Here is a 23,472-nt window from a genome sequence, read left to right as displayed (position 1 = left end):
CGCGCGCCCGCCGCCCCGGCGCACCCGGCGCACCCGGCGCACCCGGCGCACCCGGCGCACCCGGCGCACCCGGCCCGAACGTGTGCGCTGGGGGCGGGTGACCATCCGACGATTCGCTCGTTCTGCTGAACGTGACTGCGCCGGATACCACCACCCGCCCCCCGTCTCCCGATGTCGAGCAGGCCGAGGCCGCCATCGTCGAGCACTACCCGCGGCTGGTGCGGCTCGCCTACCTGGTGCTGCCGCCCGCCCTCGGCCGCAACCGGCGGGTGCTCACCGCCCATTCGCTGACCCAGCGGGCGCTGCCGCGCGGGCGGCGGGAGACCGTGGCCGCCGCGCGGGGCGGGGTGCCGGGCCAGCGCGGGGGCGCGCCCGGGGAGTCCGGCTACGCGTACGTACGGCTGCGCGTGCTGCGGGCCGCACTCGAGGCCGGGATCCCGCTGACCTTCCGCGCGCTGCCCCGGCGCTCGCAGCTGCCGCCGGCCCTCCCCCAGGTGTGGGGGCTGCGGCTGTTCCCCCGCTCGGGCGGGGCCGAGGAGCTCGCCCTCGACCAGTGGCTGGCCACCCTCGACGGTCCCGCGCGGGCCGCGTGCGTACTGCGGGCCCTGGAGCGGCTGTCGGGGCCCGAGGTGCTCCGGGTGCTGGACGACGCCGGGGTCGCGGACCCGGCCGCCGCGCTGGCGGGGGCGGGCGATCCGGCGAACGACGCCCTCTTCGCCTCCCCGGAGTTCGACCCGTGCGTCCTCCAGGCCCGGCCCACCGACCTGCTGCGCCGGCGCCGGCTGGCGCGGGCGGGCCTCGCCGCCGCGGCCGCCCTCGCCGTGTGCGGGGCGCTGCTCGCGCTGCCCGGCGGGGGCTGGGGCTCGGACGGCGCCGCCGCCCCGGCGTACGCGCGCAACGCCGCGGCCGAACAGGCCCTGGACCCGGGCCGGCTGGTGCGCGCCTCGCCCTCGCTCTGGCGCGCGTCCTCCCGTACGGACTTCTCCACCTGGCCCGCCCGCGGCGACCGCGCCCAGGACTCCGCGCTGCTGCGCCGGGCCCTGGCCGTCTGGGCGCGGCCCGGCGCCTCGGTGGTCGTCTCGGCCACCCCCGGCACCCCGGTGGGGCCGGCGATGGGTCCGGCGCAGCTGCTGTACGCGGGCGCCGTCGACCAGGCGGTGGTGGTGCTGCTCTACGACGGGCTGCGCGTGGTGCGCTACGCCGAGCCGTTGAACGGCACCACCGGCGCCGCCCTCGACTTCGCCCGGACCGACGGCGCCTCGGCGGAGACCGCGACCGCACTGGTGCTCAGCCGGGTCGACGGCAACGTCCGCTATCTGACCGCCCCCTGGGTGACGGCCGCGGCCCTGCGGGACCTCCTGAAGGCGGGCGAGGCCCCGGCCCCGCTGGAGCTGACCCCCGACGGGGTCACGCCGCCGGTCGTCGGGCCCGCCCCGGCGGGCACGTGCGGCAGTTGGAGCGCCCTGGCCCTCACCGGCGACGGCACCACCCGCCTGATCACCGACCTCGGTGAACTGACCCCCGCGCGGCTGACGTCGGGCGCGCCGGGTGCGGAGCGGGACGTCACGGAGAGCGCGGAGCTCGGCGACTGGTCGAGGATCGCCTGCCTGCTGGCCTCGGTCCGCTCGCACGGGGTGCGTACGGTCAACGCCTGGACGTACGCGAAGCAGCCGCTGCCCGAGAACGGCGGGACGGCGAGCTGGCTGTGCACCCGGGCGGAGACCTGGCAGGGAGCGGCGGACCGGGTCCAGGCGCAGTTCCTGGCGCCGGGCGCCACGACGGCCGCTCAGGCGGCCCGTGCGGAGGGGAACCCGGCATGTGGGCTCCGGGCGCCGCGCGTGCTGGCGGGCGTGCTGTGGAAGTCGCGCGCGGGACAGTGGTACGTACTGGCGGCGGGCAGTGCGCAGTTCGCCTCGCTGTCGGCGTCGGGCGGCGGGGTCAACGGGACGGCGAACGGCAACCGCCTGGCGGTCAAGGCGCCCGCCGGGGCGCAGGTGGACCTGTCGGGCCGGCTCACGGACGGTTCGAAGGCGGAGTCGCTGCGCTGACCCGGGTGCGGGCGGGGCGGTCCGGGGGCCGCAGGAAATGGGTGCAGAGGGGTTCTCCTCGCCCCTACCCATCAGTACATTGACGCCATGTCTAATACGCCGCTCGCGCCCGCCCCCGTGGCGTCGGAACACGTAGACCTCAGGCCCCGGAACGTGTCCTTCGGCTGGGAGGACACCCCGCTGCACTGGCTGCCCGAGGACCCCTTCGCCGGGCACATGATCAACGTGCTGCACCTGCTGCTCCCCGCGGGTGAGCGGTGGTTCGTGCACGTATACAAGCAGGTGCTCCCGTACGTCGAGGACGAGCAACTGCGCGCGGACGTCATCGGCTTCATCGGTCAGGAGGCCATGCACGCCGCCGCGCACGACGACGTCCTCCCCCACCTGAAGCGGCTGGGCCTGGACCCGACCCCGTACACGGCGCAGGTGGACTGGCTCTTCGAGAAGCTGCTGGGCGACCGGACCCTGCCGCCGGGCCGGGCGAGCCGGTGGTGGCTCATGGAGCGGGTCGCGATGATCGCGGCGATCGAGCACTACACCGCCTTCCTGGGCGACTGGGTGCTGAACGCGGACGAGCTGGACCGGCGGGGCGCCGACCCCACCATGCTGGACCTGCTGCGCTGGCACGGCGCGGAGGAGGTGGAGCACCGCTCGGTGGCCTTCGACCTCTTCATGCACGTGGACGGCAGCTACCGCCGCCGGGCCCGGACCTGGGCCACCGCCTTCTCGGCCCTGGTCTTCCTGTGGCAGCGAGGAGTGCGGTTCTTCATGGAGAACGACCCCTGCCTGGTGGACGGCAGGGCGTCGCTGGGCCAGTTCCTCCGGGCCGGACGGCAGGGCGTCCTGCCCTCCACCGGCGCGATGCTCAAGTCCATCCCCACCTACCTGGCCCGCACCTACCACCCCTCCCAGGAGGGCTCGACCGCCCAGGCGACGGCTTATCTGGCCACCTCCCCCGGCGCGAACGGCGGTGTCCGGGCGTGAGGCGCGCCGTCGCGCTCACGCTGGCGGCGGGCGCCGCCTGGGCGGCCCGGCGCGCCCTGGCCCGCCGCATCGGGAACTCCCCGCTCTGGCCCCTGCCGGCGCTGGAGACCCCGGTCTCCGGCCACTCCCCGCGCCGGGCGCTGCGCACCCTGATCGTCTCCCGTACGGAGCCGGCCGAGGGCGTCCTGCACCTGATCCTGGAATCGCCCGAGCTGCCCGGGTGGACCCCGGGCGCGCACGTGGACGTCACCCTGCCCTCCGGGCTGGTCCGCCAGTACTCCCTGTGCGGGGACCCCCGGGAGCGCGGCCGGTACGCGATTGCGGTCCGGCTGGTCGCGGACGGCCGCGGCGGCTCCCGCGAGGCGCACGCCCGGCTGGTGGAGGGCGCCGAGCTGGACGTGCGGCCGCCGCGCAACCGGTTCGAGCTCGTCCCGGCGCCCTCGTACGTCTTCGTCGCGGGCGGCATCGGCATCACCCCGATCCTGCCGATGCTCCGGGCGGCCACCGCGGCGGGCGCCGACTGGACCCTTCTGTACGGGGGCCGCTCGCGCGCCTCGATGCCCTTCCTGGCCGAACTGGCCGCCTACGGGGGCCGGGTCGCGGTCTTCCCGGAGGACGAGAGGGGCCGGCCCGACCTGGCGCCGCTCTCCGCGGCCGGGCCCGGCACCCTGGTCTACTGCTGCGGTCCGGAGCCGCTGGCGGCCGCCGTGCTCGCGGCGGCGGCCGACCCGGCGGCGGTCCGCCTGGAGCGGTTCGCCGCGGGGGCGGCGACCGGCGCGGCCCGCCCCTTCACGGTCGAACTCCGCCGCTCGGGGCGCGAGGTGGAGGTCGGCACGGACGAGAGCGTGCTGACCGCGGTCCGCCGGGCGCTGCCCGCCACCCCGTACTCCTGCGAGCAGGGTTTCTGCGGCACCTGTCAGCACCGCGTCCTGGCGGGCGAGGTGGACCACCGCGACGAGCTCCTCACGGACGGGGAGCGGGGCGACTCGATGCTGCTGTGCGTCTCCCGCGCGCGCGGCGACCGCCTGGTGCTGGACCTGTAGCGGCGCCGCGGGCGGCGGGTCCGGACTCCGGGCGGAATCCGCGCGGGTCCCCGTACCGGGGGAAGAAGTTAGGGTGTCCGCATGACAACCGGGGTGCGGCGCAGGATGGGTGTCGAGGAGCGGCGGCAGCAGCTGATCGGGGTGGCCCTGGAGCTGTTCAGCCACCGGTCGCCCGACGATGTGTCGATCGACGAGATCGCGGCGGCCGCGGGGATATCCCGGCCGCTCGTCTACCACTATTTTCCCGGCAAGTTGAGCCTGTACGAGGCCGCGCTGCGGCGCGCTGCCGACGAGCTGGCGCTGCGCTTCGTGGAGCCGCGGGAGGGCCCGCTCGGGACCCGGCTGCTGCGGGTCATGGGCCGGTTCTTCGCGTTCGTCGACGAACACGGGCCCGGCTTCTCGGCGTTGATGCGGGGCGGCCCGGCCGCCGGGAGCAGCCGGGCCAACGCCATGATCGACGAGGTGCGGCAGGCGGCGTACGAGCAGATCCTCGCGCACCTGGAGGTGTCCGAGCCCCCGGCGCGGCTGCAGCTCGTGGTGCGCTCGTGGGTGTCCCTCGCCGAGTCGACGGCGCTCATCTGGCTGGACGGCCGGAAGATCCCCCGGGGCGAACTGGAGTTGCAGCTGGTGCACGACTTCGCGGCGCTGGCGGCGGTGAGTGCCGCGTACGACGCGGAGATGGCGGGAATCCTGGTGCGGATCCTCGCGGACGAGCCGGCCGACGGGCCGTTCGGGGAGCTGGTCGCACGGCTCGGCGCGCTGGTGGCGGGCGGGGTCACCGGCGGTGCGCGCGGGGACGCGCCCGGGGCGGGGGCCGGGGACGCGGCGGGCGGGGTACCTGTTCCTCGGTGATCACCGCTGTGGCGATAATGCCCGCGTGATCATTGACGACGGGATGTTGTTCCGGCCGGCCGCGGAGAAGGACGTCGACACCCTGGTGCAGTTGTACGACCAGGCTGCCCGCTGGATGCAGAAGCACGGGATCGAGCAGTGGAAGCCCGGCGAGAAGGGCGCCGCGCACTTCCTGGCGACGATGCGCGAGGGCGAGGTGTGGCTCGCCGGCGACAGCGACGGGCGCATCGTCGGCGCGTACGAGCTGTGGTGGTCGGACGAGGAGGCCTGGGGGGTGCAGCCGCCCGTCGCCGGTTACGTGCACCGGCTGATGGTGGAGCGCCAGGCGGCGCCCGCCGGAGCCGGGCGCCGCATGCTCGAACACGCCGAGCGGCGGATCGCCCGGTCCGGACTGGCCCGGGCCCGGCTGGACTGCGTCTCCACCAACCCCCGGCTGCTCGCGTACTACCGCGGTGCGGGCTACCGGGTGGTCGGGGAGTTCCCGTCGAAGCAGGCCACGGACGGCCGGCTCTACGGGGTGATCCTGCTGGAGAAGCGGCTCGACCGGCTCACGGTCGTGTGAGGCTCCGGGTGAAGACGGCGACCGTGCGGGCCGGGGTGGTGAACTCTCCCGTCGTGGTGTCGTAGGCGGACCGCCGGACCGTGGCGTCGGAGCCGCCGGCCTGGACCGGGTGCAGGGCGTAGGCGCTGCCCGCAAGGGCGGGGACGCGCTGGCGCTGGGTGGCGGGCGTGGCGTTGAAGACGACCACCAGGTCGCCGAGGGACATGGTGATCACACCGGGGGTCTCGTCCTTGCCCGACAGCGGGAAGGCCAGCTGCGCCTGGACCGCCGCGGGGTCGGTGAGGGCGAAGGACCGTTCCGTCGTACGGATGCGCTGGAGGTCGCGGAAGGCCGCGGCGGCTCCGGTGATGTCGGTGCAGGTGGGGGCGGGCAGGGTCAGCAGGGGCTTGGCGTAGGTCCACTTGGAGGCGTTGTCGGCGGCCGGGGGCAGGCCGCGGCCGAAGCCGTTGCCGTCGCGGCAGTCCCAGTGGAGGGCGTTGAACCAGTCACCGCTGTCGTAGGAGTTGCGGTCCAGGGACTTGGAGCGGAGCAGGTCGGTGCCCGCCTGGGAGAGCGAGGGACCCTGGGAGAGGGTGGCCGTCGCCATGGCGAGGACCTGCATGCGGGCCTTGTCCGCGGGGCTGGTGGCGGGCGGCAGCTTGTACGTCAGGGCGTCGGCGAGGGTTTCGTTGTCGTGGGCGTCCGCGTAGGCGAGGGCGTCGCCCGGGGCGGCCGCGTAGCCGGCCGGTGAGCCGTTGTAGTCCACCTCGGAGCCCTTGGTGCGGCGCCCGGAGGTGTCGGTGAAGGCGTACGAGGCGAGGTTCCCGGACAGGCCGACCTTGATCAGGTCCTGGGCGTGCAGGAGCCGGGCCTTCTGCTCGGCCGGGGTGCCGTTGGCCGGGGAGCCGTTCGGCTCGGTGAACAGGCCCGAGGCGAAGCCCTGTACGCGCGGGTCCTCGTCGAAGGGGCCGCCGCCTCGGACCGCGTCGCGGGCCCGGTCGGAGAAGGTGGCGATGCCGGTGCCGGCCATGTTCTTCTGGGTGGCCTGGACGAAGCGGGCGTCGTCGGCGACCTCGCCGAAGTTCCAGCCCTCGCCGTAGAGCACGATCTTCTTGCCGTCGACGCCGTCCTTGGCCGGGGTCAGGGCGTCCAGGGCGGCGCGGACGGCGAGGATGTTGGCCTTGGGGTGGTGGCCCATCAGGTCGAAGCGGAAGCCGTCGACCTTGTACTCCCGGGCCCAGGTGACGATCGAGTCGACGACCAGGCGGCCCATCATGGCGTTCTCGGGGGCGGTGTTGGCGCAGCAGGTGGAGGTGGCGACGGAGCCGTCGGCCAGCAGCCGCTGGTAGTAGCCGGGGACGATGCGGTCGAGCACCGACTTGTCCGACTGCCCGGCGGCGACGGTGTGGTTGTAGACCACGTCCATGACGGTGCGCAGCCCGGCTCCGTTCAGGGACTGGACCATCCTGCGGAACTCGGTGGTGCGGGCGGTGCCGTTGGGGTCGCTGGCGTAGCTGCCCTCGGGGACGGTGTAGTGCAGCGGGTCGTAGCCCCAGTTGTAGGCGTCCTTCGCGGCCGCGGCGGCCACGCAGGCCTGCTGCTGGTCGGAGTCGGGGGCGTGGACCTTCAGGTCGCAGGCCGGTTCGGTGCGGTCGGCCGGCTTCTCCGGGATCGTGCCGATGTCGAAGGCGGGCAGGAGGTGGACGTACGAGGTGCCCGCGGCGGCCAGGTCGCGCAGGTGCCGCATGCCGGCCGAGGCGGTGTCGGTGAAGGCCAGGTACTGCCCGGGGTGGCCGCTGGTGCGGTCCGCGACGGAGAAGTCGCGGACGTGCAGTTCCTGGATCTGCGCGGAGGTGAAGGGGACGGGTGCGGGCTTGCGCAGGTCGCGCCAGCCGGGCGGGGCGAGCTTCGGGTCGGCCAGGTCCACGGCGAGGCTGTGGGTGGAATCGGCGGTCAGGGCGGTGGAGTACGGGTCGGTGACCAGGTTGCGGACCACCTGGCGGGTGCTGGGGGCCCAGACGGTCACGGCGTAGCGGTAGGGCTTGCCGGTCCAGTTCCGCTCGCCGCGCACCGACCAGACGCCGGTGGCGTCGTCGCGGCGCATGGCGACGGTGCGGCCGTCGAGTTCGAGGGCGACCTGCTGGGCGGTGGGGGCCCACACGGAGAGGGTGGGGCGGCCGTCCTTGAAGACCGGGCCGAGCGGGGCGTTCGTCGCGTACAGGTCGTCGAGGACGCCGGCGAGCTGGACGCCGGTGGCGGCGAGGGCTGCTCCGTTGGCGGCGCGGGCGCTCGCGACGAGCTGGCCGTGCAGGGCCTCGCGGACGCGTTCCCGGTCGCGCGGGTCCACGGTGAAGGCGGCGGAGGCGGCCAGGTGCGGGAACCTCTGCTTCTGGGCGGCGGTGAGCCCGCTGCCCTTCAGCCGCAGCCATGCGGCGCCGCCCTCGTGCAGGACCCCCTTGTCGGCGGTGATGCGGCCCTCGCGGGAGGCGAGGAGCTGGACGGAGGCGGCGGCGGGCGGGGCGTCCCAGACCAGGGTGTCGCGGTCGATCCACACGGCTTTGGACGTGGTGAGGTCCAGGGCGGCGGCGGAGCCCGCGGGCTGCGGGAGGAGGTACTGCTGTCGTCCGCCGAGCATCCAGACCTCGTGGCCGGTGGCCTTCAGGTCGAGGGACTGGTCGGTCGGCAGGTCCTTCTCGTCGCCCTTGTGGAGGATGTAGCTGAGCGAGGTGGCGCCGGCGGCGAGGGGAACCTCGTACACGGCCCCGTAGGAGTCGGTGCGGACGGGCAGGAGCGGCTTCGACCAGTCGGTCGGGTTCGCGGCGCCGGTCCAGACGTGCAGGCCCCAGCCGTCGTAGGCGCCGTCGGGGCGGTGGTGGTGCAGGACGGCCTTCGTGGTGTCCTGCGGCGGCTGGGCGGGGCGCTCGGTGCGGGCGGGCTCCTTGCCCTGCTCCAGCCAGATCTCCCCGGTCTTCGTGACGTCGATGGTGCGGTCGGCGGCGACGTCCTTGGCGCCGTCCTTGTCGATGACGAGGTAGTTGACGGAGGAGGCGCCGGGCTTGAGCTTGACGTACGCGAAGGCGCCGTAGGCATCGCGGCCGGTGAAGGGGTGGCCCTCGGGCCAGGGGGTCGTCTCGCCCTCGGCGACGTCGCCCCAGGCGTAGAGCCGCCAGTTCGTGTAGTCGCCGTCGGGGCGGTTGTAGTGGACGACGGCGTAGTCGCGCTGGGTCGCGGTCGGCACCTCGGCGGGCGGGGCCTGGCCGGCGACGGATGCGGCGAGGGCGCTCGCGGTGCGGCCGGCGGAGTCGACGACGACGGCCTTGTAGCGCAGGGCGGTGCCGGGGGCGGCCTCGACGTGCTGGGTGACCTTGTACGGGGCGTGGTCCGCGGAGCCGAGGACCTGCCACTTCCCGGTGCCGCTCTGGGCGGCGAAGACGACCCGGTTCAGGCCGCCGCCGGTGACGTCGGCGGACAGCTCGACGGTGCCGGCGGCGCCCGGGGCGGGGGCCTTGAGGGTCAGGGCGGGCTTGGCGGCGGGCCGTGCGAGGGGCGCGTCGGCCCGGAGGACGACCGAGCCGTAGGCGGGCACGGAGACGGCCAGCCTGCCGGCGGCGGAGGCGCGGACCGTGGCGGAGCCGCCGTACAGGGTGCGGTACTGCGCTCCGGCCGGGGCGTCGAGCTCGACGGTCCGGGGCTCGGCCGCATTGTTCGCCGCGACCAGGTACTCGGTCCGGGTGCGGGGGTCCGTACGGGCGAAGGCGTAGACGGAGCCGTCGGCCAGGCGCTCGCTCTGGACGCCGTCCCGCAGGGCCGGGTGGGCCTTCGTCAGCTTCGAGAGGGCACTGATCTGCCGGTAGAGCGGGTGCCCCGGGTCGTAGGCGTCGCGCGCGTGGGTGCGGTCCGTGCCCAGCTGGTCGTCGTCCAGGTAGTCGGCGGCCCGGGAGGCGAACAGCGGCTGCCGCGCGTCCTTGTCACCGCCGGCGCCGGTGAAGCCCTGCTCGTCCCCGGAGTAGATGACCGGGTTGCCGCGGGAGAGGAACATCAGCTCGTTGGCGAGCCGGTAGCGGTCCAGGAGCTCCTGCTCCCCCGCCCCCGGCCGGTCCTGCTTCAGGAACGTCCCGAAGCGGCCCATGTCGTGGTTGCCGAGGAAGGTCACCTGCTCGTAGGCGTTGGCCTTGTCGGTGGTGTACCGGTAGTCGTCGGCCAGTACGGAGCCCAGCCGGCCGGCGGCCGCGCCCTGGGAGGCGTACGCGCGGATCGCGTCCTGGAGCGGGAAGTCCAGGGTGGCGTCGAGGCGCCCGCGCGTCACGTACGGGGAGGTGACGGCGGTGTCGGCGGAGTAGACCTCGCCGAACATGAAGAAGTCGTCCCGGCCGCGCTCGGCCGCGTAGGCGTCGAGGGCGGTCGCCCACCGGGTCCAGAAGCCGGTGTTGACGTGCTTGACCGTGTCGATGCGGAAGCCGTCGATCCCGAAGTCCTCGACCCACTTCTGGTAGATCTTCTCCATGCCGTCGACGACCTCGGGGCGCTCGGTCCACAGGTCGTCGAGTCCGAAGAAGTCGCCCTGCTCGGACGATTCCCCGGCGAAGGTGGAGTCGCCCCGGTTGTGGTACATCCGCGGGTCGTTGAGCCACGCCGGGACCTTGAGCCCCTTCTTCGCGTCGGGCACGAAGGGGGTCCGCGGGAAGGAGTCGGCGTCCGTCTTCGGGAACGCCCGCTTGCCGTCGGCGTAGTCGGCGTCGTCGAACGGCACCCCGTCCTTCGTCAGGTAGGGGAAGGCGCCCTTGGAGAGGTAGGAGTAGGACGCCTCGCGGTAGTCGACGACGTCGGCGGTGTGGTTGGTGATGACGTCGAAGAAGACCTTCATCCCCTTGGCGTGCGCCTTGTCGATGAGCCGTTCCAGGTCGGCGTTGGTCCCGAAGTGCGGGTCGACCTGGGTGAAGTCGGTGATCCAGTAGCCGTGGTAGCCGGCCGAGACGTCGTCGCCCTTGCCCTGCACCGGCTGGTTCTTGAAGATCGGCGCCAGCCAGATGGCCGTCGTCCCCAGGCCCTTGACGTAGTCGAGCCGGTCGGTCAGCCCCTTGAGGTCGCCGCCCTGGTAGAAGCCCTTGTCGGTGGGGTCCAGGCCGGTTTCGAGCCGGGAGCCGGTCAGGCCGCCCCGGTCGTTGCGCGGGTCGCCGTTCGCGAAGCGGTCCGGGAGCGCGAAGTAGAACTGCTCCCGGGTCAGGTCGTGGCGGGCCGGCTCGGAGGCGAGCTTCGCGTCCGAGGGCGGGGCCGGCGGCCTGGCCGCGGCGGCCGCGGCCGGGAGGGCGGGCAGGAGCGTCACGGCCAGTGCGGCGGCGAGGGCTCCTGCGGCGGGGCGTATCAAGGCGTTTTCTCCCTGGGTACGTGGATGAGGGCCGCCCGGCGGTGGCGGGGCTGGTGGTGCCGGGCGGCCCTGGTCTGTGGGGCGGCGGGTCAGCCGCGCCAGGTGTCGGTCAGGGTGACCGCCCCGGTGGCCGGGACGGTGGCGGTGCGGTTGGCCCCGCTCTCCCAGGTGACCTTGCCTGCGGCGTCCTTGCGGACGTACTTGTAGGCGAAGACGGTCCCGGGCGGCAGCGGCACGTCCAGCTTCCAGACGGGGTAGGCGGCCGGGTCGAGCTTCGGGGCGGCTCCGGTGTTCCAGTTGCCGAGCTCGGGGCGGTCGCCGGTGACGTGGATGTCCTGCCCGGGGACGGTGGTGGCGTTGACCGCGAAGGAGGCGCCCGCGGTGGCGGAGGGCGGCGGGGTGGCGCCGCCGGAGCAGGTGCGGGCGTTCACGTGCAGGGCGACGGCGGTCCCGGCGCCGAGGGTCGCGGTGAACTGCCCGGAGCCGTTCACGGTGACGGTGCGGCCGCTCTGCACGTCGCAGTAGGCACCGGGCGGCAGGGAGCTCTGGAAGGTGCGGGTGAGGGCCGCGCCCTCGTGGTTGATCGCCACGTACGCCTTGGCGCCGCGGCCGAAGGCGATCTGGTCGCCGCCGTTGTCCCACCAGTCGGTGACGGCCTGCCCGCGGGCCGCGTTGCGCAGCGCCACCATGGAGGAGATCTCCCGCCAGGCGTGCTGGCACTTCCAGCCGTCGGTGTGACAGGCGCTCACGGAGCCGCCGTTGGGCGGGCCCGCGTCCTTGTCGGTCCACTCGTAGCCGGAGTGGACGTCCGGGGAGCCGTAGGGCCAGGCCAGCATGAAGACGTTGGCGAGGGTGTAGGCGGAGCCGTCCTTGTAGCTGAGGGTGTCGCCGCCGCGCTCGGTGTCGTGGTTGTCCACGAAGACTCCGGACCTCCCGGACGCCATGTACCCCCAGGCCTCCCCGAAGTTCTTCAGGTGGGCGAGGCTCTCCGACCGGAAGGTCCGCTTGAGGTCGCGGGCGTAGCGGAACTCCTGCACGTCACCGCTGCCGAGGTACTCGCCCGGCGCGACCGCCTCGCCCGCCCCGAAGATGGCCTCCTGCTTCCAGTGGACCCCCGGGTTCGTCAGCCGGGACTTGATGGCGGCGAGGTCCGCGGCGGGCATGTGCTTGGCGGCGTCGATGCGGAAGGCGTCGACGCCGAGGGAGAGGAGGTCGTTGAGGTAGCCGGCGATGCGGCCCCGGACGTAGTCCTCGCCGGTGTCCAGGTCGGCGAGCTGCACCAGCTCGCAGTTCTGGACGTTCCCCCGGTCCCCGTAGTTCGAGATCGTGGCCCGGCAGTCGTCCATGTCGGATCCGGAGTAGATCCCGGGGTAGTTGTACTTCGTGTACGAACTGCCGCCGGTTCCGGTGCCGTCGGAGGCGGCCATGTGGTTGATGACGGCGTCCGCGACGACCTTGACGCCGGCGGCGTGGCAGGTGTCGACCATCCGCTTGAAGGCGGTGCGGTCACCGAGCCGGCCGGCGATCCTGTAGCTCACGGGCTGGTACGAGGTCCACCACTGGGGGCCCTGGATGTGCTCCTGGGGAGGCGAGACCTGGACGGAGCCGTAGCCGGCGGGGCCGAGGGAGTCGGTGCAGGCCGAGGCCACGGAGTCGAATCTCCACTCGAAGAGGACAGCGGTGACGTCCTTCTCCCCGGGCGGCGCCGCGGCCGCGGGGGAGGCCGGGGCGACGAGGGTGGCGGCGGCCACGGCCAGGGCCGCGAGGACGGCTCTGCGGTGGGGGGGCCGCGTACGACGGCGGACGCGAGTGCGGGGCATGGCGGGTGCCTCCTGGCGAAAGAGGTGGGGATGGCAGCGACCGTAGGGCGCACACCCACACGCTGCAAGACTTTGCGCAAGAGATTGCAGAATTGTTTCCGGCGGGCGCGCCCCCGGACCGGCGCCACCGACCGTGACCGTCCACGGGCCGCGCCGTCGGCGCCGTCGGCGCCGGTGTCAGCGGCGTCTGCGACCCTGCGGACATGGAGATGACCGTGCAACTGACCGTCGACTGCGCCGATCCCGGGCGGATGGTGGCCTTCTGGGCCGGCGCCCTGGGGTACGTGCCGGAACCGGCGCCCGGCGGACACGCCACCTGGCGCGCCTACTGGCAGGAGATGGGGGTGCCCCCGGAGGAACTGGAGGGCGGGGCCGGGGAGACGCCCGAGTCGATCGTCGACCCGGCGGACCGGGGTCCGCGGATCTGGTTCCAGAAGGTCCCCGAGGCCAAGAGCGGCAAGAACCGCCTGCACCTCGACCTGAAGGTCGGCGGCGGGCGGGACGTGCCCATCGCGACCCGGATCGAGCGGGTCACCGCCAAGGTGGCCCGTCTCACCGCGGACGGCGCGACCGTGCTGCGGGTGATGGACGTACCGGACATGCCGTACTACGCCGTCGTGCTCCAGGACCCCGAGGGCAACGAGTTCTGCGTGGTCTGAGCCGGAGCCGACCGGCCCCGCGGAGCCGTCGGCCCCGGCGGATCAGGCCGGGGCCGACGGATCAGGCGGGGGTCGACGCATCAGGCCGGGGTCGGTGCCTCGGCGGTGGAGCCGCGGACCACCAGCTCCGGCTGGAAGACGTACTCGGTGCGCTGGACGGGGGTGCCGCCCACCGCCTCCAGGAGCGCCCCGACGGCGGCCGTCGCCATGGCGCGGACCGGCTGGCGCACCGTCGTCAGCGGCGGGTCCGTGAACGCCACCAGCGGCGAGTCGTCGAAGCCGACCACCGACACGTCCTGCGGAACCCGCAGCCCCCGCTCCCGCGCCGCCCGGACGACACCCAGCGCCATCATGTCGCTCGCGCACACCACCCCGGTACAGCCCCGGTCCAGCAGGGCGCCGCCCGCCGCGTGCCCGCCCTCCACCGTGAACAGCGTGCGCTGCACGAGGCCCTCGGCGTCGGCGCCCGGCAGCGCCGCGAGGAAGCCCTGCTCCTTGCGCGCCGACGGCACGTACCGCGTCGGCCCGATCGCCAGGCCGATCCGCCGGTGCCCCAGGTCCTCCAGGTGCCGCACCGCCATGTCGGCCGCCGCCCGGTCGTCCGGCGAGACGAAGGGCGCGCTGATCCGCTCGTTGAAGCCGTTGATCAGCACGAACGGCACCCCCCGCGCCGCCAGTCGCCGGTAGCGCGAGGGGTCCGCGGCGGAATCCGCGTGGAGGCCGGAGAGGAACACGATGCCCGTGACCCCCCGCTCCTCCAGCTGCTCCACCAGCTCGTCCTCGGTGGCCCCGCCCGGGGTCTGCGTGCACAGCACCGGGGTGTACCCGTGCCCGGCCAACGCCTGCTCGATGACCTGCGCGAACGCCGGGAAGATCGGGTTGGTCAGCTCCGGGATGAGCAGCCCCACCAGGCCGTTGCTGCGCCGCTTGAGCCGCACCGGCCGCTCGTAGCCCAGCAGGTCGAGCGCGGCCAGCACCTTGTGCCGGGTGCCGGCCGCCACGCCCGACTTGCCGTTGAGCACGCGGCTCACCGTCGCCTCGCTGACCTCGGCCTGCGCGGCGATGTCGGTGAGCCGCAGCGCGGAGGTCACCCCAGCCACCACACCGCGCTGTCGGCCGGGAGCAGGTCCGGGTCCCCGAGCTCGGTGCTCGCGAGCAGCACGGCGCCCGGCGCGGGCAGGCGGACGGCCGAGCCCGTGGTGTTGACCGTGCAGACGAACGCGCCGCGCCGGAAGGCCAGGACGCCGGCCGGCGCCGCCAGCCACTCCACCGCGTCGCCCGCGCCCAGCTCCGCCCGCTCGCGGCGGATCCGCAGCGCCGCCCGGTACAGCTCCAGGGTGGAGGCCGGGTCGCCGGTCTGCGCCTCGACGCTGAGCGCCGCCCAGCCGTCCGGCTGCGGCAGCCAGCTGCCGCCGTCACCGAAGCCGTACGGAGCCTGCTCGCCGGACCACGGGATCGGCACCCGGCAGCCGTCACGGAGCCCGTCCTGGCCGTTCGCCTTGAAGAAGGAGGGGTCCTGGCGGACCTCGTCGGGGAGGTCGGTGACCTCGGGCAGGCCGAGCTCCTCGCCCTGGTAGACGTACGCGGACCCCGGCAGCGCCAGCATCAGCAGCGCGGCGGCCCGCGCCCGCGCCAGCCCCTGCTCCCCGCCGCCGTACCGCGTCACGTGCCGCACCACGTCGTGGTTGGACAGCACCCACGTGGTCGGGGCGCCCACCGGCCGCATGGCGTCGAGCGATTCGTCGATGGCGGCGCGCAGCGCCTCGGCGTCCCAGCCGGTGTTGAGGTAGTGGAAGTTGAAGGCCTGGTGCAGCTCGTCGGAGCGCAGGTAGAGCGCGGTGCGCTCGGCACTGGGCGTCCACGCCTCGGCGACGCCGATGCGGTCCCCGGCGTACTCGTCCAGGACGGTGCGCCAGGAGCGGTAGATCTCGTGGACGCCGTCCTGGTCGAAGAAGGGCAGCACCTGGTTGCCGAGGAGCTTGAGCTGCTCGTCGCGCCCGAGGTCGGGCAGGCCCGGGGCCTTGACCAGGCCGTGGGCGACGTCGATGCGGAAACCGTCGGTGCCGAGGTCCAGCCAGAAGCGCAGGATGGAGCGGAACTCGTCCTGGACGGCGGGGTGGTCCCAGTTGAAGTCGGGCTGCTCGGGGGCGAAGAGGTGCAGGTACCACTCGCCGTCCGGCACCCGGGTCCAGGCCGGGCCGCCGAAGATCGACTCCCAGTCGTTGGGCGGGAGTTCGCCGTCGGCGCCCTGGCCGGGGCGGAAGTGGAAGCGCTCCCGCAGGGGGGTGCCGGGGCCCTCCCGCAGGGCCTGCTTGAACCACTCGTGCTGGTCGGAGCAGTGGTTGGGGACGAGGTCCACGATGATCCGCAGGCCCAGGGCGTGGGCCTCGCGGATCACGGCGTCGGCGTCGTGCAGGGTGCCGAACATGGGGTCGATGGCCCGGTAGTCGGCGACGTCGTAGCCCGCGTCGGCCTGCGGGGAGGCGTAGAAGGGGCTGAGCCAGACGGCGTCGACGCCGAGGTCCTTGAGGTAGGGCAGGCGGCTGCGGATTCCTTCGAGGTCCCCCATGCCGTCCCCGTTGGAGTCGGCGAAGCTGCGCGGATAGACCTGGTAGATCACCGCTTCTCTCCACCAGCCGGGCAGGGTGCCGGTGGAGGTGGGGAGTGCGTCGGCGAGGTGCTGGGTCATGTCGTCCTTGAAGAGATCGGGCCGGTGATGCGGGAGCAGGCGGGGGTGGTCAGCCCTTGGTGGCGCCTGCCGTCATCCCGGCGACGAGGTGACGCTGGGCGAAGAGGAAGAAGACCGCCGCCGGGATCGCGATGAGGACGGAAGCCGCGCTCATCGCACCCCAGTTGGAGGTGTACTGCGTGACGAAGGTCTGGAGCCCGCCCGCCAGGGTGAGGTTCTCCTCGCCGACCATGAAGGCCGAGGCGTACGCGACTTCGCCCCAGGCGGTGATGAAGGCGTAGAAGCCGGTGACGGCGAGGCCCGGCTTGGCCAGCGGGAGGATCAGGCGCCAGAAGGTGCCGAAGGGGTTGAGCCCGTCGACCCGGCCGGACTCGTCGATCTCGACCGGGATGGTGTCGAAGAAGCCCTTCATCATCCAGGCGCAGAACGGCACGGCGATGGTGAGGTAGGTGATGATCAGGCCGACCGGCTGGTTCAGCAGCCCGAGGTCGCCCATCAGGTTGTAGAGCGGGACGATCAGGATCGCCATGGGGAACATCTGCGTGATGAGCAGGGTCCACATGAGCGGCTTCATGCCGGGGAACTTGAACCGGCTCACCGCGTAGCCGGTGGTGGCGGCGATGAAGACGCCGAGGACGGTGGTGACGCCGGCGACCAGGACGGAGTTGGCGAACCAGCTGAGGAAGTGGCTGTCCTCCACCAGGTGGCTGTAGTTGCCGAGCGTCGGTTCCTTGACGAAGTCGGTGGTGATCGCGTACTGCGCCGGCTTGATCGAGGTCAGCAGGATCCACAGCACCGGGAAGACGGCGATCACGGAGGCCGCGACGAGGGTCGCGTGGAGGCCGACGGAGGCGAGCGGGGCGCGGCGGCCCCGAGTGCGCGTGGTCATGGTCACCACACCTCTCCCTGCTTGCGCAGCGCGCGCCGGTAGACCAGCGCGAAGATCATGAGCAGGGCGAGGATCAGGACGCCCCAGGTCGCCGAGGCGGCGAAGTCGCGCGGGCTCGTGATGAAGGCCTCGCGGAAGGCCTGGGTCACCAGGATCTCGGTGGAGTCGCCCGGGCCGCCCCGGGTGAGCAGGAAGATCACCGGGAACATGTTGAAGGTCCAGATGGTGGACAGCAGGATCACGGTCATGCTCACCGCGCGCAGGCCGGGCAGGGTGATGTGCCGGAACCGCTGCCAGGGGGTGGCGCCGTCCATCTCGGCGGCCTCGTAGAGCTCGCCGGGGATGGACTGGAGGCCGCCGAGGAGGGCGACCATCATGAAGGGGACGCCGAGCCAGACGTTGACGGCGATGACCGAGAACTTGGCCCAGGTCGGGTCGTCGAGCCACGGGACGGCGGCGATGCCGCCGCCGTCGAGCACCTTGTTCAGGATGCCGTTGTCGCGGTTGAAGAGGAACCGCCAGGCGAAGACGGAGACGAACCCGGGGACCGCCCAGGGCAGGATCAGCGCCATCCGGTAGGCGGCGCGGCCCCGGAAGTCCCGGTTGAGCATGGTGGCGAGGACCAAGCCGAGCGCGAAGGTGACGGAGACGCAGGCGACGGTCCACGCCACCGTCCACACCAGCCGCTGCAGGAAGACCGGGTCGCTGAGCACGGCCGCGTAGTTGTCGAGTCCGACGAACTCGTACGTGGCCTCGATGTGGCGGGCGCCGATCGTGCGCGAGACGTTGCGCTCGGTGGCGTCGGTCAGCGACAGGTACACGCCGCGGACCAGCGGCCAGCCGATGATCACGCCGAGGACGAGCACCACCGGGGCGACCATGGCCCAGGCGTACCAGTGCGTGGCGAGGGCGCGCCGCAGCCCGCCGCGGTCGCCGTTCCTTCTCGCGGTGTCAGTCCAGCGGCTCCGGCCGCGGGCGTCGACGCCGTTCTCGACGTCGTCGCCCGCGGCCTTCGCCACCGACTGGCTGGTGTGAGCAGCCATGGTTCGCTACTTCCAGCCCTTGAGGATCTTGCGGAACTCGGCGCCGGCCGACTTGGCCGCGTCCTCGGGGCTCGACGCCCCGGTGATCGCCTTGGTGTACTCGGTCTTCAGCGGCTCGAAGAGGGAGCCGTTCTCCGGGATCCAGGCGCGCTCGACGGCCTTGTCCACGGCCGGCTTGAAGAACTGCACCATCTCGCTGCCCTTGACGTCGGGCTGCTCGTAGGCGGCCGTACGGGTCGGGAGCAGGCTCAGCTCCTTGGCGGACTGCACCTGGACCTCCTGCGAGGTCATGTAGTCCACGAAGGCGTGCGCGGCGGCGGTGTTCTTGGAGCCGGCGTAGACGGCGAGGTCGTGGCCGCCCTGCGGGGCGCCGGCCTTGACCGAGCCGGCCGGGACCGCGGCGACGCCGAGGTTGGCCTTGTCCTTGAACTGGTCGCCCGCGTAGGTGTCGGCGACGGCCCAGGGGCCGTTGATCATCATCGCGACCTCCCCGGACTTGAAGGCGGTCTGCATGTTGGTCCAGCCGTCGGTGGCGTTGGTGAGCGCCGCCCCCGAGGCGACCAGGTCGCGCGCGGTCTTGAAGGCCTTGACGCCGGCCGCGTTGTCGACGGTGACCGTCTTGTTCTTCGCGTCGACCAGGTCGCCGCCCTCGCCGTAGATCAGCGGGAGGAACCAGTAGGAGTCGTCGCCGCGCAGGTAGAGGCCGGCCTTGCCGGTCTTCGCCTTGATCGCGGCAGCGGCGGCCTTGACCTCCTCCAGCGTGGTGGGGGGCTGCACGCCGGCGTCGGCCAGCATCTTCTTGTTGTAGAAGAGGCCGAGGGTGTCGATGACCTGGGGCACCGCGTAGGTCTTGCCCTCGAACTTGCCGCTGGCAGCGGCCTGCGGCAGGAACTCCGCGTCGACCTTCTTCGCCGTCTCGGCGGGCACCTCGTCGAGGTACTGGAGCGAGGCGAGGTCGGCGACCCAGCCGACGTCGGCGCGGATGACGTCGGGCGCGTCGGAGCCGCTGCTGAAGGCGTTCTTGACCTTGTTCTGCGCGTCGCCGTACGGGACGTTGACGTACTTGACGGTGACCTTCGGGTGCTTCGCGGTGAACGCCTCGGCGATCTTCTGGAAGCTGGCCTTCTCCGCGTCGTTCGAGGTGTCCCACCACGTGACCGTGCCGGAAAGCTCTCCGCCGGTCTTGCCGCCGGCCGCATCCTTGCCGTCCGATGCGTCCCCACCGCAAGCCGTCGCCGCGAGCGCCAGGACCGCGACCAGCGCGGTGGCCGCTATGCCACGCCGCATATGAACTCCTTCGATGATCCCGGCCGCGCCTCGCGGTCCCGAGTTGCCAGGAACGTAACAAGCCTGAAAGAAGACCGAAAGACCTTGCGGCAATTTTCTGCAAGACCTGGTGATCGTTACATCCGTGTGTCCGTACGGTTGCCGCAGCTTGCTGTGAGTTCGAGTCACCTTCGAACCCTCGGGCCCGCAACCAGGGGGCATGTGGCCGCGTTGACCCCGATATGACCCACGAGTTGACGGCCGCCCCGCTTGCAAGCTCTTCCAGCGATGCCGCCGCGAGCAGCCGCTGGTGGCGTGATGCCGTCATCTACCAGGTGTACGTCCGGTCCTTCGCGGACAGCGACGGCGACGGCATCGGCGACCTGCGCGGGGTCCGCGAGCGCCTCCCGCACCTGGCCCGGCTCGGGGTCGACGCCGTCTGGCTCACCCCCTTCTACGTCTCCCCCCAGGCAGACGGCGGCTACGACGTCGTCGACTACCGGGCCGTGGACCCGCTCTTCGGGGACCTCGCCGACGCCGACGACCTGGTACGGGCCGCCCACGCCCTCGGACTGCGGGTCATCGTGGACGTGGTGCCGAACCACACCTCCGAGCAGCACCCGTGGTTCCGCGCGGCCCTGGCCGGGGACCCGGAGGCCCGCGCCCGGTACCACTTCCGCCCGGGGCGGGGCGCGGACGGCGGCGAGCCCCCCAACGATTGGGAGTCGGTCTTCGGCGGCCCGGCCTGGACCCGGGTGCCGGACGGCGCGTGGTACCTGCACCTCTTCGCCCCCGAGCAGCCCGACCTCGACTGGGACCATCCCGAGGTCGCCGCCGAGTTCGCCTCCGTCCTGCGCTTCTGGCTGGACCTCGGCGTCGACGGCTTCCGCGTCGACGTCGCCCACGGCATGGTCAAGGCCCCCGGGCTGCCGGACATCGGCCGCGGCGCCCAGGCCACCCTCATCGGCACCCAGCCCCTCCCCTTCTTCGACCAGGACGGGGTCCACGAGATCCACCGCACCTGGCGCCGCCTCCTGGACTCCTACGACGGCCCGCGCATCGGCGTCGCCGAGGCCTGGGCCCCCACCTCCGAGCGCCTCGCCCTGTACGTCCGCCCCGACGAGCTGCACCAGGCATTCAACTTCCGCTTCCTGAACTGCCCGTGGGACACCGCGGCGATGCGCGCCGTCATCGACGAGTCACTGGCCGCGACCGCCTCGGTGGGCGCCGCGACCACGTGGGTGCTGTCCAACCACGACGTGGTGCGGCACGTGACGCGGTACGGCGGCGGGGAGCAGGGGCTGGCGCGGGCGCGGGCCGCCGCGCTGCTGATGCTGGCGCTGCCGGGGTCCGCGTACGTCTACCAGGGCGAGGAGCTCGGCCTGCCCGAGGTCACCGACCTCCCCGACGAGGTCCGCCAGGACCCGGCCTTCCTGCGCACCGCCGGGCAGGACGGACTCCGCGACGGCTGCCGGGTGCCCCTCCCCTGGTCCGGCGAGCGGGCCCCGTACGACTTCGGGCCGGCCGGCAGCTGGCTGCCGCAGCCCGCGGGCTGGGGCGGCCTCAGCGTCGCCGCGCAGACCGGCGATCCGCACTCCACGCTGGAGCTGTACCGCGCGGCCCTGGAGCTGCGCCGGGCGGTACCGGGCCTGGGCGCGCCGGAGGCCGGCCGGGCCGGGGCCCCCGGGGACTGCGTCGGCCAGGACACCGGGGGCTGCGACGACCCGGACGCCGGGGACTGGGACGGCCCGGACACCGGGATGCGGTGGCTGTCCGCCCCCGAGGGCGTCCTCCTCTTCACCCGGCCCGGCTTCGCCTGCACCCTCAACGGCCGGTCCTCCGCGGTCGGGCTCCCGGCGCCGGGACGCCCCGTACTCTCCAGCGCCCCCGTGGAGACGGACGGCCGCACGGTGCTGCTCCCGCCGGATTCCTGCACGTGGTGGGCAATCTGAACGTGCGACCGGTACAGTCCAATCCCGTGACCGCACGGCTAGCCGACATCGCAGCCCAGGCGGGGGTCAGCGAAGCCACAGTCAGCCGCGTGCTCAACGGCAAGCCCGGCGTGGCGGCAGGCACCCGCGAGTCCGTGCTGGCCGCCCTCGACGTCCTCGGCTACGAGCGGCCCGTACGACTGCGCCAGCGCAGCGCGGGGCTCGTCGGCCTGATAACCCCCGAGCTGGACAATCCGATCTTCCCGGCGCTCGCGCAGGTCATCGGCCAGGCGCTGACCCGGCAGGGATACACGCCGGTGCTGGCCACGCAGACGCCCGGCGGGTCCACCGAGGACGAACTCACCGAGATGCTGGTCGACCGCGGGGTCTCCGGGATCATCTTCGTGTCCGGGCTGCACGCCGACACCACGGCCGACATGGGCCGCTACGACCAACTCCGCGGGCAGGGCGTCCCGTACGTCCTCATCAACGGCTTCTCCGACAAGGTGCAGGCCGCCTTCGTCTCGCCGGACGACCGGGCCGCGATGCAGCTCGCGGTGACCCACCTGACGGCTCTCGGCCACACCAGGATCGGGCTCGCGGTCGGACCGAAGCGGTTCGTCCCGGTGCTCCGCAAGATCGAGGGCTTCCGGCTCGGGATGCGCGAGCGCCTCGGGCTCGACGAGGCCGAGGTCGAGGAGCTGATCCAGCACTCGCTGTACACGCTGGAGGGCGGTCAGGCCGCGGCGACGGCGCTGATCTCCCGGGGCTGCACGGCGGTGGTCTGCGCCAGCGACATGATGGCGCTCGGCGCGATCCGGGCCGCACGCCAGCGGGGGCTGGAGGTGCCGACGGACGTCTCCGTGGTCGGTTTCGACGACTCCCCCCTCATAGCGTTCACCGATCCCCCGCTGACGACCATCAGGCAGCCCGTGCTGGCCATGGGGCAGGCGGCGGTGCGGACCCTGCTGGAGGAGATCGGCGGTACGCCCGCCCCGCACGGCGAGTTCGTCTTCCTCCCGGAACTGGTGGTCCGCGGTTCCACCGCCTCCGGACCGGGCCGGCTGCGCAGGCCGTAGGACCGGTGTAGTCCGCAGGGCGGATCGTCGGCGCCGAAGACCGTCCCGAGGGATGATCGAAGGGCAGATCGCATCTGGCAGACTCTTTCCCCATGGGTGAAGCGAGCGTGAAGACACTGGAAACCCGGACGGACGTCCCGGCACCCAGCGTGTCCGGGAACGAGGACCGTCCGGAGCCCCGGCGCACCCTGCTCGCCCGTCTGCGCAGCCCCCGGCGCCCCCGGATCTGGTTCGAGATCCTGCTCCTCGCCGTCAGCTACTGGACATACTCGCTGATCCGCAACGCGGTGCCCGAGCAGAAGGCCGCGGCCCTCGCCAACGCCGACTGGATCTGGGACGTCGAGCGCTCCCTCGGCATCGCCGTGGAGCAGTCCGTCAATCACGCCGTGAACTCGGTGACGTGGCTGATCGTGGGCATGAACTACTACTACGCGACGCTGCACTTCGCGGTGACCATCGGTGTGCTCGTGTGGATCTACCGCCTGCACCCGGGGCGGTACGCGGCCACGCGCCTGGTCCTCTTCGCCACCACGGGCGTGGCCCTGGTCGGCTACTACTTCTACCCGCTCGCGCCGCCCCGGCTGATGAACGGGCAGGACTTCATCGACACCGTGCTGGTCCACCACACCTGGGGCTCCATGGCCTCGGGCGACCTCAAGCACATGTCCAACCAGTACGCGGCGATGCCGTCCATGCACATAGGGTGGTCGCTCTGGTGCGGGCTGACGATCTTCGCGGTCGCCTCCGCCCCCTGGGCCCGGATCCTGGGCCTGCTCTACCCCACGGTGACCCTGGTCGTCATCGTGGCCACCGCCAACCACTTCTGGCTGGACGCCGTGGGCGGCCTGCTCTGCCTGGCCTTCGGCTTCGCCGTCTCGGCCCTCTGGTTCCGCTCGCTCCCGCACCGGCTGCCGCGCCACCCCGAGCACGGGGACCCGCATCCGGCGGCTGCGCTGCTCAACCGCCTCCGGCGCGCCTAGTGCTGTGACCGGAAAGATTCACCGGGTCGCGGCGCCCGGCAAACCTTTCCGGTCACAGCACTAGATCTTCCGCCTCCCTCCCGGGCCTTCCGGGCCGCGCCCGTGCAGCGGCCTGCGGCCTGCGGCCGCCAAGTCCGCATCGGACAGGGCTCGCCCTCCAGTACCTGCCGTACGCGACCTCACCGGGGGCCGGGGCGCAGGGCACCCCGGCCGCCGCGGCCCCGGCCCCCGCCGATCCGAAGGCTCCGACGGCGGGCGGGAGCCCGTCGGGCCCGCTGCCCCC

Annotated in this window: 16 protein-coding genes; 9 read left to right on the top strand and 7 right to left on the bottom strand. The window is 73.0% G+C overall.

Annotation, left to right across the window (positions count from 1 at the left end; translation table 11 throughout):
- Positions 1-122 precede the first annotated feature (122 nt).
- From ACFWU6_RS28670 to ACFWU6_RS28650, 5 genes are all read left to right on the top strand, one after another.
- Positions 123-2,048 (top strand): hypothetical protein, encoded by a 1,926-nt coding sequence (locus ACFWU6_RS28670; protein ID WP_383983828.1) that lies wholly within the window; start codon positions 123-125, stop codon positions 2,046-2,048.
- An 87-nt stretch (positions 2,049-2,135) separates the two neighbouring features.
- Entirely contained in the window at positions 2,136-3,032 is an 897-nt protein-coding gene (locus tag ACFWU6_RS28665; RefSeq protein ID WP_383983812.1) for a metal-dependent hydrolase, read from the top strand.
- Entirely contained in the window at positions 3,029-4,075 is a 1,047-nt protein-coding gene (locus ACFWU6_RS28660) for a PDR/VanB family oxidoreductase (RefSeq protein WP_383983810.1), read from the top strand. The genes ACFWU6_RS28665 and ACFWU6_RS28660 overlap by 4 nt, the downstream gene beginning before the upstream one ends.
- A gap of 81 nt (positions 4,076-4,156) precedes the next feature.
- Positions 4,157-4,927: a TetR/AcrR family transcriptional regulator gene (locus ACFWU6_RS28655; RefSeq protein WP_383983808.1), complete on the top strand. Its 771-nt coding sequence runs from the start codon at positions 4,157-4,159 to the stop codon at positions 4,925-4,927.
- Between the two features lie 25 nt (positions 4,928-4,952).
- Positions 4,953-5,489: a GNAT family N-acetyltransferase gene (locus ACFWU6_RS28650; RefSeq protein WP_383805721.1), complete on the top strand. Its 537-nt coding sequence runs from the start codon at positions 4,953-4,955 to the stop codon at positions 5,487-5,489.
- Here ACFWU6_RS28650 and pulA read toward each other — a convergent pair.
- On the bottom strand, positions 5,476-10,830 hold the full coding sequence (gene pulA, locus ACFWU6_RS28645) for a pullulanase-type alpha-1,6-glucosidase (protein ID WP_383983826.1): 5,355 nt from the start codon (positions 10,828-10,830) through the stop codon (positions 5,476-5,478). The genes ACFWU6_RS28650 and pulA overlap by 14 nt on opposite strands.
- A gap of 92 nt (positions 10,831-10,922) precedes the next feature.
- A complete protein-coding gene (locus ACFWU6_RS28640) occupies positions 10,923-12,653 on the bottom strand; it encodes a carbohydrate-binding module family 20 domain-containing protein (RefSeq protein WP_383983806.1) in 1,731 nt (576 codons plus the stop codon).
- A 203-nt stretch (positions 12,654-12,856) separates the two neighbouring features.
- Here ACFWU6_RS28640 and ACFWU6_RS28635 point away from each other — a divergent pair, with 203 nt between their 5' ends.
- Entirely contained in the window at positions 12,857-13,312 is a 456-nt protein-coding gene (locus tag ACFWU6_RS28635) for a VOC family protein (protein ID WP_383805725.1), read from the top strand.
- Positions 13,313-13,392: 80 nt separating this feature from the next.
- On the opposite strand, the gene ACFWU6_RS28630 is transcribed toward ACFWU6_RS28635, so the two are convergent.
- Genes ACFWU6_RS28630 through ACFWU6_RS28610 form a run of 5 tightly spaced genes read right to left on the bottom strand, consistent with a single transcriptional unit; the run spans position 13,393 to position 19,220 of the window.
- Positions 13,393-14,412 (bottom strand): LacI family DNA-binding transcriptional regulator, encoded by a 1,020-nt coding sequence (locus ACFWU6_RS28630; RefSeq protein ID WP_383983804.1) that lies wholly within the window; start codon positions 14,410-14,412, stop codon positions 13,393-13,395.
- Entirely contained in the window at positions 14,400-16,001 is a 1,602-nt protein-coding gene (locus ACFWU6_RS28625; RefSeq protein ID WP_383983802.1) for a glycoside hydrolase family 13 protein, read from the bottom strand. The genes ACFWU6_RS28630 and ACFWU6_RS28625 overlap by 13 nt, the downstream gene beginning before the upstream one ends.
- 49 nt (positions 16,002-16,050) lie before the next feature.
- The gene (locus tag ACFWU6_RS28620; RefSeq protein ID WP_383805730.1) at positions 16,051-16,890 is read right to left on the bottom strand and encodes a sugar ABC transporter permease; all 840 of its coding nucleotides are present in this window, start codon (positions 16,888-16,890) and stop codon (positions 16,051-16,053) included.
- A gap of 2 nt (positions 16,891-16,892) precedes the next feature.
- Complete coding sequence (locus tag ACFWU6_RS28615; RefSeq protein WP_383805732.1) at positions 16,893-17,933, bottom strand: carbohydrate ABC transporter permease; 1,041 nt, start codon at positions 17,931-17,933, stop codon at positions 16,893-16,895.
- A gap of 6 nt (positions 17,934-17,939) precedes the next feature.
- On the bottom strand, positions 17,940-19,220 hold the full coding sequence (locus tag ACFWU6_RS28610) for an extracellular solute-binding protein (protein WP_383805734.1): 1,281 nt from the start codon (positions 19,218-19,220) through the stop codon (positions 17,940-17,942).
- 221 nt (positions 19,221-19,441) lie between these two features.
- Here ACFWU6_RS28610 and ACFWU6_RS28605 point away from each other — a divergent pair, with 221 nt between their 5' ends.
- The 3 genes from ACFWU6_RS28605 (at position 19,442) to ACFWU6_RS28595 (ending at position 23,189) form a co-directional block, all read left to right on the top strand.
- Positions 19,442-21,151: an alpha-amylase family glycosyl hydrolase gene (locus ACFWU6_RS28605; RefSeq protein ID WP_383983800.1), complete on the top strand. Its 1,710-nt coding sequence runs from the start codon at positions 19,442-19,444 to the stop codon at positions 21,149-21,151.
- A 26-nt stretch (positions 21,152-21,177) separates the two neighbouring features.
- Complete coding sequence (locus ACFWU6_RS28600) at positions 21,178-22,209, top strand: LacI family DNA-binding transcriptional regulator (RefSeq protein WP_383983798.1); 1,032 nt, start codon at positions 21,178-21,180, stop codon at positions 22,207-22,209.
- Positions 22,210-22,301: 92 nt separating this feature from the next.
- A complete protein-coding gene (locus ACFWU6_RS28595; protein ID WP_383805740.1) occupies positions 22,302-23,189 on the top strand; it encodes a phosphatase PAP2 family protein in 888 nt (295 codons plus the stop codon).
- Positions 23,190-23,472 lie beyond the last annotated feature (283 nt).

Source organism: Streptomyces sp. NPDC058674, assembly GCF_042716505.1.
GTDB lineage: Bacteria > Actinomycetota > Actinomycetes > Streptomycetales > Streptomycetaceae > Streptomyces.
Note: the sequence above shows the minus strand (reverse complement) of the source record. Positions and strands in the feature narration are given on the sequence as shown.

Bases quoted from the DNA above. Each gene is read 5' to 3' on its own strand.
- ACFWU6_RS28665 (WP_383983812.1), top strand. From the start codon at position 2,136: ATGTCTAATACGCCGCTCGCGCCCGCCCCCGTGGCGTCGGAACACGTA.
- ACFWU6_RS28655 (WP_383983808.1), top strand. From the start codon at position 4,157: ATGACAACCGGGGTGCGGCGCAGGATGGGTGTCGAGGAGCGGCGGCAG.
- ACFWU6_RS28640 (WP_383983806.1), bottom strand. From the start codon at position 12,653: ATGCCCCGCACTCGCGTCCGCCGTCGTACGCGGCCCCCCCACCGCAGA.
- ACFWU6_RS28635 (WP_383805725.1), top strand. From the start codon at position 12,857: ATGGAGATGACCGTGCAACTGACCGTCGACTGCGCCGATCCCGGGCGG.
- ACFWU6_RS28625 (WP_383983802.1), bottom strand. From the start codon at position 16,001: ATGACCCAGCACCTCGCCGACGCACTCCCCACCTCCACCGGCACCCTG.
- ACFWU6_RS28620 (WP_383805730.1), bottom strand. From the start codon at position 16,890: ATGACCACGCGCACTCGGGGCCGCCGCGCCCCGCTCGCCTCCGTCGGC.
- ACFWU6_RS28615 (WP_383805732.1), bottom strand. From the start codon at position 17,933: ATGGCTGCTCACACCAGCCAGTCGGTGGCGAAGGCCGCGGGCGACGAC.
- ACFWU6_RS28610 (WP_383805734.1), bottom strand. From the start codon at position 19,220: ATGCGGCGTGGCATAGCGGCCACCGCGCTGGTCGCGGTCCTGGCGCTC.
- ACFWU6_RS28605 (WP_383983800.1), top strand. From the start codon at position 19,442: ATGACCCACGAGTTGACGGCCGCCCCGCTTGCAAGCTCTTCCAGCGAT.
- ACFWU6_RS28595 (WP_383805740.1), top strand. From the start codon at position 22,302: ATGGGTGAAGCGAGCGTGAAGACACTGGAAACCCGGACGGACGTCCCG.